At 66.0% G+C, this 12,655-nt stretch carries 11 protein-coding genes; all 11 read left to right on the top strand.

The features are described 5' to 3' along the window. The first annotated feature begins 97 nt into the window (after positions 1 to 97). The gene (locus HYG77_RS04380; protein ID WP_208961921.1) at positions 98 to 1,894 is read left to right on the top strand and encodes an ABC transporter ATP-binding protein; all 1,797 of its coding nucleotides are present in this window, start codon (positions 98 to 100) and stop codon (positions 1,892 to 1,894) included. Positions 1,895 to 1,968: 74 nt separating this feature from the next. Continuing rightward, positions 1,969 to 2,595: a GNAT family N-acetyltransferase gene (locus HYG77_RS04375; protein ID WP_208961920.1), complete on the top strand. Its 627-nt coding sequence runs from the start codon at positions 1,969 to 1,971 to the stop codon at positions 2,593 to 2,595. Positions 2,596 to 2,653: 58 nt separating this feature from the next. Next, positions 2,654 to 3,658, top strand: coding sequence for an iron-siderophore ABC transporter substrate-binding protein (locus HYG77_RS04370; RefSeq protein ID WP_208961919.1), 1,005 nt, complete (start codon positions 2,654 to 2,656; stop codon positions 3,656 to 3,658). A 91-nt stretch (positions 3,659 to 3,749) separates the two neighbouring features. Further along, complete coding sequence (locus tag HYG77_RS04365) at positions 3,750 to 5,795, top strand: alpha/beta fold hydrolase (protein ID WP_208961918.1); 2,046 nt, start codon at positions 3,750 to 3,752, stop codon at positions 5,793 to 5,795. Positions 5,796 to 5,948: 153 nt separating this feature from the next. Continuing rightward, the gene (mihF, locus tag HYG77_RS04360; RefSeq protein ID WP_109328903.1) at positions 5,949 to 6,260 is read left to right on the top strand and encodes an integration host factor, actinobacterial type; all 312 of its coding nucleotides are present in this window, start codon (positions 5,949 to 5,951) and stop codon (positions 6,258 to 6,260) included. Between the two features lie 153 nt (positions 6,261 to 6,413). Further along, complete coding sequence (locus HYG77_RS04355) at positions 6,414 to 6,872, top strand: SRPBCC family protein (RefSeq protein WP_208961917.1); 459 nt, start codon at positions 6,414 to 6,416, stop codon at positions 6,870 to 6,872. Positions 6,873 to 7,049: 177 nt separating this feature from the next. Continuing rightward, entirely contained in the window at positions 7,050 to 7,208 is a 159-nt protein-coding gene (locus HYG77_RS04350) for a hypothetical protein (protein ID WP_162603210.1), read from the top strand. Positions 7,209 to 7,299: 91 nt separating this feature from the next. After that, on the top strand, positions 7,300 to 9,975 hold the full coding sequence (locus HYG77_RS04345; RefSeq protein ID WP_208961916.1) for a valine--tRNA ligase: 2,676 nt from the start codon (positions 7,300 to 7,302) through the stop codon (positions 9,973 to 9,975). After that, positions 9,972 to 11,399, top strand: a complete 1,428-nt coding sequence (locus HYG77_RS04340; protein WP_109328909.1) for a folylpolyglutamate synthase/dihydrofolate synthase family protein — start codon at positions 9,972 to 9,974, stop codon at positions 11,397 to 11,399. Before HYG77_RS04345 ends, HYG77_RS04340 begins: the two co-directional genes overlap by 4 nt. Next, entirely contained in the window at positions 11,396 to 11,800 is a 405-nt protein-coding gene (locus HYG77_RS04335) for a DUF4233 domain-containing protein (RefSeq protein WP_109328911.1), read from the top strand. The genes HYG77_RS04340 and HYG77_RS04335 overlap by 4 nt, the downstream gene beginning before the upstream one ends. Before the next feature lie 18 nt (positions 11,801 to 11,818). After that, positions 11,819 to 12,238, top strand: coding sequence for a nucleoside-diphosphate kinase (gene ndk / locus HYG77_RS04330; protein WP_109328913.1), 420 nt, complete (start codon positions 11,819 to 11,821; stop codon positions 12,236 to 12,238). The last annotated feature ends 417 nt before the right edge of the window (positions 12,239 to 12,655 follow it).

The raw sequence follows: 12,655 nt of genomic DNA, 5'->3' as shown, positions 1-12,655 counted from the left end.
GCGGTACGTTCGTTCGATCTGACGCAACGAACGTCCCGTTCGTGCGGAGTGCAGGGGTCGGCGGAGTACAGGGGTCGGCGGGGCAGCAGGGGGATCTGTGAAGTCGTATCAGGGAAGGCCGCACGCAGAAACGGCGCACGCACGGACAACGGATAAGGCGACTCGGCCCCGTATCCGGGAGTTGTGGCCGTACGCGCGCGAGCATCGGCGGCTTCTCGGTGCGGCGGTGGTGTTGTCGGTGGCTGCGGCCGGGGTGAGTCTCGCGCAACCCCTGGTGGTGGGTGGAATCATTGCCGCAGTCAGCGACGGACGATCATGGGGCGGGATGGGGTGGGCGCTGTTCGGCTTGCTGGCCGTCGAAGTCGGCGTGGGGACGATGCAGTATTACCTGCTGCATCGGACCGCAGAAGGTGTGGTCCTCGGCGCCCGCACCGATCTGATCCGTCATGTGCTGCGCTTACCGATCAGCGAGTACCGCCGCCGTGATGTCGGTGATCTCGTCTCCCGGGTGGGATCGGACACGACGCTGCTTCGCGGTGCACTGACCGAGGGGCTCGTCGATGCGCTCGGCGGTGTCTTCGTTCTGGTCGGTGCGCTGGCAGCGATGCTGCTCCTCGACCCGGTGCTCGCCGGGGTGACGGTGACGGTGACCGCGATAGTCGTGGCCGTCTCCCTGCTGGTGGGCAACCGACTGCGCAAGTTGATGTTCGACACCCAGAGCCACCTCGGCGACCTCACCGGCGATCTGACCCAAACACTGTCCGCCGTCACCGTGGTTCGTGCCAACGGCGCTACCGAACGGGCACAGGCTCGGCTCGACGATCGGGCTGCAGCCGCATTCGCTGTCGGCGTGCGCGCGGCACGGTCGAGCGCTGCGATACAACCGCTCGGCCGGGCCGCGGGTCAGGCGTCGCTGCTGATCGTCCTCGGCATCGGCGGCTACCGGGTGGCCGCGGGACATATGACGGTGGCCGAGTTGGTCACCTTCGTTCTCTTCATGTTCTTGTTCATGGGCCCGGTGAATGTCGGGTTCGCCGCGGTCCAGTCCGTCGCAGGGGCGCTCGGTGCCCTGCAACGCATCACCGAAATCCGCCGCGTGCCCATCGAGGACGCCGCCGACACCATCCGCCACCGCGCTCTGCCGAACACAGTTGGACCCATGCTGCAATTTCAGGACGTTCACTTCGCCTACACGCCGGGGCATGCCGTGTTGAATGGGGTGAGCGTCAGCGTGGAGCGCGGCTCCCGTACCGCAGTGGTCGGGCCGTCCGGGGCCGGTAAAACTACACTCCTGGCCCTGATCGAACGCTTTTACGACACCGACCGCGGCCGAATCGCCATCGGTGGCATCGATATCACCGAGTTGCCCCGCGCAGTCCTGCGCGAGCAGATCGGGTACGTGGAGCAGAACTCACCCGCCGTGGCCGGGAGTATCCGCGACAACCTCACGTTCGGAGCCCCGCACGTGAGCGACGAGCGGTGCCGCGCGGCGCTGAAAGCTGTCGACCTCCTCAGCCGGGTCGATGCCGAGCCCAGGGGTCTCGACGCACAGATCGGCGAGAACGGTGTCCGCCTGTCCGGCGGGGAGCGGCAACGGCTTGCGCTCGCCCGTGTACTTCTCGCCGAGCCGCCGCTGCTTCTGCTGGACGAGCCCACGTCGAGTCTCGACAGCCGCAACGAGGAAATCTTTCAGATCGCTCTCGACGCCACCGCCTCCGATCAGACGGTGCTCATCGTCGCGCATCGTCTCGCGACGGTGAAGAACGCCGACCAGATCGTCGTACTCGACTCCGGCCGCATCTCCGCTGTGGGTACCCACGACGAACTGTTGACCTCCAGCCCGCTGTACCGCGAACTCGCCCGTCACCAGATGATCGGCGCCCCGAATCGGTAGGAATCCTCGCAGGGAAGCGGACAGACCCCGAATTATTCCGACGGCGCGACGCGCAGCGGCCGTACCCTCGACGCATGGGTGTGAGCGTTCGTGCCGTAACCAGGAAAGACATCTCCGAGTCGGCCCGGGTCCTCGCCGACGCCTTCTTCGACGACCCCGTCATGGAGTGGATGTGGCCCGATCCGGCTCGCCGACGACGCGGACTGCCGCTGCTCTTCGCGGCCGATATGAAATATCACCACCTTGCCGGGGGAGGGGCCGAACTCGCCGTCGATGCCGACGGCGTCGTGCGCGGCGCCGCGATGTGGGATCCGCCCGGGCGGTGGAAGCAGTCCACGTGGTCGTCGGTTCTCAGCCTTCCGCGCCTGGTGCAGGCATTCGGTGGGCGCCTCGGCGTCGGTGCGGCAGTAAGCGGAACCATCGATTCGGCGCACCCGGCGGAGCCGCGGCACTGGTATCTCGCGACGATCGGGACATCGGGTGCCGGCCGTGGCGGTGGCTACGGCAAGGCACTGATGCAGTCGCGGCTCGACCGCTGTGACGCCGAAGGGTTGCCCTCCTACCTCGAGTCCAGCAAGCAAGGAAACATCCCGTACTACGAGCGCTTCGGCTTCGAGGTCACGCGGGAGATCCGGATACCGGACGGTGGCCCCGCAGTGTGGGCGATGTGGAGAGAGCCCAGAAGGGATCCCTTAGGATAGGCTCGCCAAGCCTGAACCGGAGCGAACGTTTCGCCCGGCGAACGAGAGGGTCGCCTGCATGAACCTGGGTCAACAGAGAGCCGGCCTGAGCCGCCGCGGTTTCCTCGTCGGTACCGGGGGAGCACTGCTCGCTTTCGCCGCGGCCTGCAGCAGTTCCGGTGACTCGGGCGGTGACGATCCCTCGGGACCCCTGGTGGCGCACAAATACGGGGAAACCCAGGTGCCGGTGGATCCGCAACGCATCGTGAGCGTCGGCTACAACGACCACGACACAATTCTCGCTCTCGGTGGCACTCTCGCCGGCACGTTCGACTGGTACGGCGACTACCCGTACGGAGTCTGGCCCTGGGCGCAGGATCTGCTGGGCGACGCGCAGCCGGAAATTGTCGGCACCGCCTCCACCAACATCGACTTCGAAAAGGTCGCGACGGTGGGGCCCGACCTCATCGTCGGCACCTACTCCGGCCTGACACAGGCGCAGTACGACAAACTCGGGGCCATCGCTCCGACAGTGGCGCAGCCATTGGGTTTCGCCGACTACGGCGTTCCCTGGCAGGACCAGACGCGCGTTCTCGGCACTGCCCTCGGTAAGGAGGACAAGGCAGCCGAACTGGTGTCCGCGGTGGAGAAGCAGTACGCCGACGTCCGAGCCGCCAACCCGTCTTTCGCCGGCAAGACCGTGCTCGTGGGCGCACTCAAGGGTCCTGGACAGTTCGGGGTTTACGGGCCGGAAGACCCGAAGGTGCGATTCTTCACCGACCTCGGCTTCGTCAATCCTCCTGTCACCCAGCAGATCACCGGCAACTTCGCGGAAATCAGCACCGAGCAGCTGTCGCTGGCGAATGTGGATCTGCTCGTCTGGTACGCGGGCGGTGGTTACGGTGACAAGTTGCGCGAAGAACTCGCCAAGACGCCGATCTACCAAGAACTCGACGTGGTGAGAGCCGGCCGCACCATCATCCTCGAGGACGCCGCCGCCGAGGCGATGGCCTGGAGTACGGTGCTGAGCCTGCCGTACGCCCTGACCGAAATTCCGCCGCGGATCACACCGCTCATCGACTGACCACGCGCGGTATCGAACGTCTCGGCCTTTCAGCGGCGCGACGCTCGGCGAGGTCCGACGACACGCGGCGTGTCCGTGGTACCAACGAACCGTGACCGCGATTCCTGAACTCCACGCCGGAACTCCATTCGACGATCTCGACGACTATCTGACTCTCGGCCGCCTGGGCGGCCTGGTGCTGTCCCCGGACGGGCGCCGTGTCGTCGTCGCGCAGTCGACACTCGACGCGAAAGCGACCAAATACGTCACGGCGCTGTGGGAGATCGATCCCACCGGAGAACGGGCGGCACGTCGACTGACACGAGGGCGGACCGGTGAAACCAATCCGGCGTTCACGAGCAACGGTGACCTCCTCTTCACGTCCTCGCGGCCGACGCAGGACGAGGAGGAATTGCCCGAATCCCTGTGGCGGCTCCCCGTGGGCGGTGGTGAGGCGGCCGTGATCGCTCACCGTAGCGGTGGGATCACCGGGGTGCGGGCGGCGCGGTGTGCTCCGCGGTTCGTCGTGACCACCGGCGTGCTGGGACGGTCGGGGGAGAAGGACGAGGACGAGCGCCTGCGCGCCGAGCGCAAGGACAAGAAGGTGTCCGCGATCCTGCACTCCGGTTACCCGATCCGGTACTGGGACCACGACCTCGGACCCGATGTTCCCCATCTGCTGTCCGGGACGCTGGGCGACGCGTCGCAGGACGAGGCGGTAACGGACCTCGTCGACCTCACGTCCATGCCCGGCCCTGCACTGCGTGAAGCGAACTACGCGCTGAGTGAGGACGGTACCTTCGTCGTCACGTCCTGGACGGTTCCCGGTCCGACGGCTTCCATCCGGACGATCCTCGTGCGCATCGATACCGAGACAGGGAATCGGACGACACTCGTCGACGATCCCGCCGCCGACCTGTCGAATCCGGTGATCTCGCCCAGCGGCGAGTACGTGGTCTTCAGCAGGGAGTCGCACGCGACTCCGGACGGTGCACCTCGATTCACGCTGCACCGCTACAGCTTCGAGACGCGAACCGTGGCGGACGTGGCACCGGGCTGGGACCGCTGGGCCACTTCCGTGCAGTGGCTACCCGACGGCTCGGGGCTGGTGCTGACGGCCGACGACCACGGCCGTGCACCTCTCTTCGTTGTCCGCGGCGGTGCGGAACCGACGCGGGTGACGACGGATGATTACGCCTACACCGATATCCACGTGGCCCCGGACGGATCCGCGGTGTTCGCCCTGCGGGCGTCGTACGCGGCTCCGCCCCACCCGGTGCGCGTCGACCTCGCCACGGGCGCGGTCACGGTGCTGCAGGCGCCGCAGGATTCCCCCGAGCTTCCCGGAACGCTGACCGAGGTCGAGACCGCCGCGGACGACGGGGTGCCGGTGCGGGCCTGGCTGGCCTTGCCGAACGGCGCGTCCGCACACGCACCCGTCCCGTTGGTGTTGTGGGTGCACGGCGGACCGCTGGGCTCGTGGAACACGTGGTCGTGGCGTTGGAACCCGTGGTTGCTGGTGGCACGCGGCTACGCGGTGCTGCTGCCCGACCCGGCCCTGTCCACGGGGTACGGACAGGAGTTCGTGCAGCGGGGCTGGGGACAGTGGGGCAAGGCGCCGTTCACCGACCTCATGGCGATCACCGATGCGGCGGTGGCATTGCCCGAGATCGACGACAAGCGTACGGCAGCGATGGGCGGATCGTTCGGCGGATACATGGCCAACTGGATCGCGGGGCACACCGACCGATTCCAGGCGATCGTCACCCATGCGAGCCTGTGGGCGCTGGACCAGTTCGGACCCACCACGGACGCCGCCTGGTACTGGCAGCGGGAGATGACTCCCGAGATGGCCGTGGAGAATTCACCGCACCTCTACGTCGCCGACATCGTGACGCCCATGCTGGTGATCCACGGCGACAAGGACTTCCGCGTTCCCGTCGGCGACGGGTTGCGGTTGTGGTACGAACTGCTCTCGGAGTCGGGGCTGCCCGCCGACGACGAGGGCCGCACGGCGCACCGCTTCCTGTACTTCCCGGACGAGAACCATTGGATCCTCAGCCCGCAGAACGCGAAGATCTGGTACCAGGTGGTGTTGTCGTTCCTGTCCGAACATGTTCTCGGTGAAGAGGCACCCCTGCCGGAAATCCTCGGATGATCGGCCCGGAAATCCGCCGAGGGGCCTCTCGCCGAGGCGCCGGGAGGCAGGTGGGCAATTCGGACAAGACGTGCGACACGTCGGCTGGATGACGTGAAGTAGCGATTCTCTCGCTACGGTGTTCGATAAGCACCCCGAAATGAAGGAGACATCGTGGCACTTCCCCAGCTCACTGACGAACAGCGGGCCGCAGCTCTCGAGAAGGCCGCAGCCGCTCGACGTGCGCGTGCAGAACTGAAGGGCAAACTCAAGTCGGGTGACGTCACTCTCAAGCAGGTCCTGTCGAAGGCCGACGTAGATGACATCATCGGCAAGACCAAGGTGAGCGCCATCCTCGAGGCTCTGCCCAAGATCGGGAAGGTCAAGGCTCAGGAAATCATGGCCAACCTCGAGATCGCCCCGACTCGGCGCCTTCGTGGCCTGGGTGATCGCCAGCGTGACGCCCTGCTGGCTCACTTCAGCTGACACTGCCTCGGGAACCGCACCGCACCGCCGTTCGGGGTGCGGTGCGGTTTTCCGTTGAAGGACCCCCGACACCTCGCCCTCTGTGCAACCACTGGGTTGCGCAACGGCGATCAATGTGCAACCCTGGGGTAGCACATATGCGGCGAGGTGAGGATGATCATGAGCACTTCCGAGGTGTCGACCGACCGGATCGAACGCGAAATCTTCATCGCGGCCCCAGTGGAGCGGGTGTACCGGCTGGTGAGCGAGCCCGGCTGGTTCATCGGTGACGGAGACCCGAGTGCACGCACCATCGTTCGTGAGGGCGACGTCTACGTGGTCGAATACCCGCCGTACGGACGATTCCCCGTTCTGCCCGTCCGGGCCGACGCTCCGCACTACGTCTCGTTCCGTGGGGGAGACGAGCCTGGTACGCCCGTGAACGAGGGCAACTCCACGCTGGTCGAATTCTTCCTGTCCGAGCACCGTGACGGCACGATGCTGCGGGTCGTCGAGAGTGGATTCGACGCACTGTATGCGAGTGCAGAACGGCGGGCTGCCGCTCTCGACGACAATTCCCGAGGCTGGGAAATGCAGCTCGCGATCGCAAAGCGGGACGCCGAGCGGTTGTAGCGAACGATTGGTGCGCGTGTTGCAGCGTCAACTGCGCGGTCCGCAGCGAGTTGGGGGCATACTCGACATAGAGGCCGGACCGAATCTCGGGAACCCGGAGATGTGTACACGGCCCCCCACCCGCTTCAATCAGCGGAACTGCCGCGGCCCGCTACGGCAGACGAACCGGAGGAAACCTTGACCCACCAGCATGTGCAGCTCTTCTCCGAGCAGCACCCGCCCGCCGGAACCACGCCCCTCCCGCGTGGAGACGAGGGCGACGAGCCGGCGCAGTCCGTGGACGCCCACCATCCCACGGCAACCGAGATTCACCTCACACTGTTCAGCGACCGGTAGAGAGCAGCAGTCGGCAGCCCGATACCGCAGTCGGTCGCTCTCGGCGGCCCGCACGTTCGAGGGCCGCGTCCGCGTTCACTAGACTCGACGGGTGACCAGTGCAGCTCCCGAAAATTCCCAGAACCGCGCCGATGCCCTCCCGAAGAGCTGGGATCCCAGCTCCGTCGAGGCCGACCTGTATCAGGGCTGGGTAGACGCCGGTTACTTCCGTGCCGATCCTTCCAGCAGCAAGCCCGGTTACTCCATCGTGCTGCCGCCGCCCAACGTGACCGGCAGTCTGCACATGGGTCACGCACTCGACCACACGCTGATGGACGCCCTGAGTCGCCGCAAGCGCATGCAGGGTTACGAAGTGTTGTGGCTGCCCGGCATGGACCACGCCGGCATCGCCACGCAGAGCGTGGTGGAAAAGCAGCTCGCCGCCGACGGCAAAACGAAGGAAGATTTCGGCCGCGAACTCTTCATCGAGAAGGTCTGGGACTGGAAACGCGAGTCCGGCGGAACCATCGGTGGGCAGATGCGCCGCATCGGCGACAGCGTCGACTGGAGCCGCGACCGTTTCACCATGGACGAGGGACTGTCCCGGGCAGTCCAGACCATGTTCAAGCGGATGTACGACGACGGACTCATCTACCGGGCCGAGCGTCTCGTCAACTGGTCGCCCGTGCTGCAGACCGCCATCTCCGACATCGAGGTGAAGTTCGAGGACGTCGAGGGCGAGCTGGTGTCGCTTCGTTACGGCTCGTTGAACGACGACGAACCGCACGTCGTGGTCGCCACCACCCGCGTGGAGACGATGCTCGGTGATACCGCCGTGGCCGTCCACCCGGACGACGAGCGGTACAAGCACCTGATCGGAACGACGCTCGAGCACCCCTTCACGGGGCGCGACATCCCGATCATCGCGGACGAGTACGTCGATCCCGAATTCGGTACCGGCGCAGTGAAGATCACCCCGGCGCACGACCCCAACGACTTCGAGATGGGTCTTCGGCACAACCTGCCGATGCCGACCATCATGGACAAGACCGGCAAAATTGCCGACACAGGAACTCAATTCGACGGGCTCGATCGTTTCGACGCGCGGGTCAAGGTGCGGGAGGCGCTGGCCGAGCAGGGCCGCGTTGTCGCCGAGAAGCGCCCCTATCTCCACAGTGTCGGCCATTCGGAGCGCAGCGGTGAGTCCATCGAACCGCGCCTGTCGCTGCAGTGGTGGGTCAAGGTCGAGTCCCTCGCGAAGGCGGCCGGCGATGCGGTTCGCAACGGCGACACCGTGATCCACCCGACGAGCCAGGAGCCGCGATGGTTCGCCTGGGTCGACGACATGCACGACTGGTGCATTTCGCGCCAGCTGTGGTGGGGCCACCGGATTCCCATCTGGTACGGACCCGACGGTCAGGTGGAATGCTTCGGGCCCGACGAGACCGTGCCCGAGGGCTGGGAGCAGGATCCCGATGTTCTCGACACCTGGTTCTCTTCCGGACTGTGGCCGTTCTCGACCATGGGCTGGCCGGAAAAGACCCCCGAGCTCGAAAAGTTCTATCCCACCAGCGTTCTCGTCACCGGGTACGACATCCTCTTTTTCTGGGTGGCGCGGATGATGATGTTCGGCACCTACGTGTCGGAGGACGAAGCCCTTGCGGCCGGAAAGTCCGGCCCGCAGGTTCCGTTCGAGGACGTTTTCCTGCACGGCCTCGTCCGCGACCAATTCGGCAAGAAGATGTCGAAGTCGCGGGGCAATGGCATCGATCCCCTCGACTGGGTCGACCGCTTCGGCGCCGATGCGCTCCGGTTCACTCTCGCCCGCGGTGCCAACCCCGGGAGCGACCTGTCGGTCGGTGAGGATCACGCGCAATCGTCGCGGAACTTCGCCACCAAATTGTTCAACGCGACCAAGTTCGCGTTGATGAACGGCGCTGCGCCCGCTCCGCTTGCCGATCGTGGGGAGCTGACCGACGCCGACCGGTGGATCCTCGACCGTCTCGAGCAGGTGCGCGGTGAGGTCGATGCGGCTTTCGACCGTTACGAGTTCAGCAAGGCCTGCGAGGCGCTGTTCCACTTCGCGTGGGATGAGGTCTGCGACTGGTACCTCGAGTTGGCCAAGGTGCAGTTCGCCGAGAACGACACCGTTGCCGCGACCACCCGAAGCGTTCTGGGCACCGTGCTGGACGCAGTGCTCCGGCTGCTGCATCCGGTGATCCCGTTCGTCACCGAAACGCTGTGGAAGGCGCTGACGGGCGGTGAATCCGTCGTTGTCGCAGAATGGCCGCAGAGCACCGGAGCGGAGGCGGATCCGGTTGCAGCCCAGCGCATCGAGGACATGCAGCGCCTCGTGACCGAGGTGCGCCGTTTCCGCAGCGATCAGGGGCTCAAGCCCTCGCAGCGCGTGCCTGCCCGCGTGAGCGGCATCGTGGAGGCGGATCTGAACACCCAGGTCGCCGCCATCACGTCGCTGGCACGGCTGACGGCGCCGGAGGAGGGTTTCGAGGTATCGGCGTCCGTCGAGGTGCGCCTGAGCAAGGGCACCGTCACCGTCGACCTCGACACCTCCGGCAACGTCGACCTCGGCGCGGAGAAGGCCCGGCTCGAGAAAGACCTCGCTGCGGCGGAGAAGGAACTCTCGGGCACTGCCGCAAAGCTGTCCAACGAGGCCTTCCTGGCGAAGGCTCCCGACGCTGTCGTAGAGAAGATCCGCACCCGCCGGCAGATCGCCACCGAAGAGATCGAACGCATCACCAAGCGACTGAAGGAGCTGGAAGGCGCGTGACCTCGCCCGACTCCACACCGGAGAAAGTCAGCCCGGTCGACCTCGCCGAACTGGCATTGGTCGAGGCGGAACTCGACAAACGCTGGCCCGAGACGAAGATCGAACCCTCGCTCACTCGCATCGCAGCGTTGATGGACGTGCTCGGTTCGCCACACAGGGGATACCCCGCTATCCATGTCACCGGAACCAACGGCAAGACGTCGGTGACGCGGATGATCGACGCCCTGCTGACCGCACTGCACCGCCGGACGGGACGCACCACCAGTCCCCACCTGCAGCTCGCCACGGAGCGGATCAGTATCGACGGGCGTCCGGTGTCACCCCGGCGGTACGTAGACACGTATCGCGAGATCGAACCCTACGTCCAGATGATCGACCAGCAGTCGGAAGCTGCGGGTGGGCCGCGGATGAGCAAGTTCGAAGTACTCACCGCGATGGCCTACTCGGCCTTCGCCGAAGCGCCGGTCGATGTCGCCGTGGTGGAGGTGGGTCTCGGCGGGCGCTGGGATGCGACGAATGTGATCGACGGCGAGGTCGCCGTGATCACACCTGTCAGCCTCGACCATGCCGAGTATCTCGGCGACGATCTCGCCGGAATTGCCGCGGAGAAGGCCGGGATCATCAAGAAGGGTCGCGAGGATGCCCTCGTGCCGCGCGACGCGGTCGCCATCATCGCCGAGCAGACGCCCGAGGTCATGGACGTGCTCCTACGCCGAGCCGTGGAGGTCGACGCTGCCGTGGCTCGGGAAGGGGCCGAATTCACTGTCCTGGCGCGGCAGATCGCCGTCGGGGGTCAGCAGTTGGAACTGCAGGGCCTCGGCGGCGTGTACACGGACATCTTCCTGCCACTACACGGAGAACATCAGGCGCGCAACGCCTCTCTCGCACTGGCTGCCGTCGAGGCGTTCTTCGGTGCCGGCCCCGACCGCCAACTCGATCAGGAGGCGATTCGGGCGGCCTTCGCCTCGGTGGTCAACCCCGGTCGCCTCGAGCGTGTGCGCAGCGCCCCCACCGTCTTCCTCGACGCCGCCCACAACCCCGACGGCGCACGGGCGCTCGCCGCGGCGCTCACCGCCGAGTTCGACTTCCGCAAGCTCGTCGGGGTCGTCAGCGTCATGGGGGACAAGGACGTCGAGGGCATCCTCGCAGCGCTGGAGCCCGTTTTCGACGAACTTGTGGTGACCCACAACGGCTCGCCTCGCGCCATGGACGTCGAGGACCTCGCCAATCGGGCGGTCGCGAAATTCGGTGACGAGCGCGTCGTCGTGTCTCCCACTCTCGCGGATGCGCTGGAGACAGCCATCGGTCTGGCCGAGGAAGTTGCGGAACCGGGTGAGGCAGTATCGGGTGCGGGCGTGGTGGTCACCGGATCCGTGGTGACCGCCGGTTCGGCCCGCACCCTCTTCGGAAAGGACCCAGCGTGAGCGAGCCAGATTCGAGTGCCCCGGACTTCGGCCCGCCGGCCAAGGATCCCTGGAAAGGTTTCCGCGGTGTGGTCGCCGGATCGCTGGTTCTCGAAGCGATCGTCGTGCTCCTCGCCCTGCCCGTCGTCGCCACCGTGGGTGGGGGAATCACCTGGGTGTCGGGTTCCTACTTGGTGGGTCTCGCCGTGCTGATGATCCTCGGAGCCGGCTTGCAAGGCCGGTCCTGGGCTATGACCTACAACCTCTTGCTGCAGGTCGCGCTCCTTTTCGGCTTCTTCGTGCACGTGTCGATCGGCGCGGTCGGCGTGGTCTTCGCCATCCTGTGGGGATACCTTCTCTACTTTCGGAAGAATGTCCGAGAAAGAATGGAGCGGGGCCTGCTTCCTGGGCAACGGGACTGACCATTTAGGCTGTCCGCCGTGACTGAGCGCACCCTTGTACTGATCAAGCCTGATGCTGTTGCCCGCGGTTATGTAGGAGAAATCCTCGGTCGGATCGAGCGGAAGGGTTTGACGATCTCTGCGCTCGACCTGCGCACCGCACCCACCGACGTCGCGGCAACCCACTACGCCGAGCACGAAGGACGTCCCTTCTACCCGAGCCTGCTCGAGTTCATCACCTCGGGACCGCTCGTCGCGGCGGTACTCGAGGGTCCGCGGGCAATCGCAGCGTTCCGTCAGCTGGCCGGCGGCACCGACCCCGTGGAGAAGGCGTTGCCGGGAACGATCCGCGGCGACTTCGGGCTGGAAGCCCAGCATAATCTGGTTCACGGTTCCGACTCGGTCGAGTCGGCCGAGCGGGAGATCGGCCTCTGGTTCCCGCACCTCGCCTCACGCTGACCAATACTTCCCCGCCGCGGCGTGGCGTCCGTCAGAACGTGTTGCAGACGGATCGGTGCGCCGCTGGCACGGAGTGCGGCACACGTGTGGGATACTGAGGGCGGTTGAACCGCAAATTGTGCTTCACGCGGCTTCGACCGGATGACACCTCGGCTCGATGCCCTTCATCGCTGCCCCTACGTCAACAGGAAGTACCTGGGCGTATCGGCAAGCTGGATGATCAGGCGCTCGCGCCGCGGACTCCCGCCATCCGCAAGGCACTACATGGATGTGCAGTGAAAACGGACACTGCATGCGCCGTGTGGAGCGAGACCAGACAATCTCGCGCTCACAGCAGTGGCGCGAGTACACACACTGCGCCCTCGCGTGGCCGCGTGACATTCCCAGACAGGGGAGTGGACGCGCCCGGGGGCTGAG

Source organism: Rhodococcus sp. ZPP (genome assembly GCF_017656075.1).
Taxonomy (GTDB): Bacteria; Actinomycetota; Actinomycetes; order Mycobacteriales; family Mycobacteriaceae; genus Rhodococcus_F; species Rhodococcus_F oxybenzonivorans.
The sequence above is the reverse complement of the archived record's forward strand: the minus strand, read 5'-3'. Positions and strand labels throughout refer to the sequence as shown.

What these genes read in the sequence shown, in the direction of transcription:
- HYG77_RS04375 (WP_208961920.1), top strand. Translation starts at nt 1,969, where the DNA reads ATGGGTGTGAGCGTTCGTGCCGTAACCAGGAAAGACATCTCCGAGTCG.
- HYG77_RS04370 (WP_208961919.1), top strand. Translation starts at nt 2,654, where the DNA reads ATGAACCTGGGTCAACAGAGAGCCGGCCTGAGCCGCCGCGGTTTCCTC.
- HYG77_RS04355 (WP_208961917.1), top strand. Translation starts at nt 6,414, where the DNA reads ATGATCATGAGCACTTCCGAGGTGTCGACCGACCGGATCGAACGCGAA.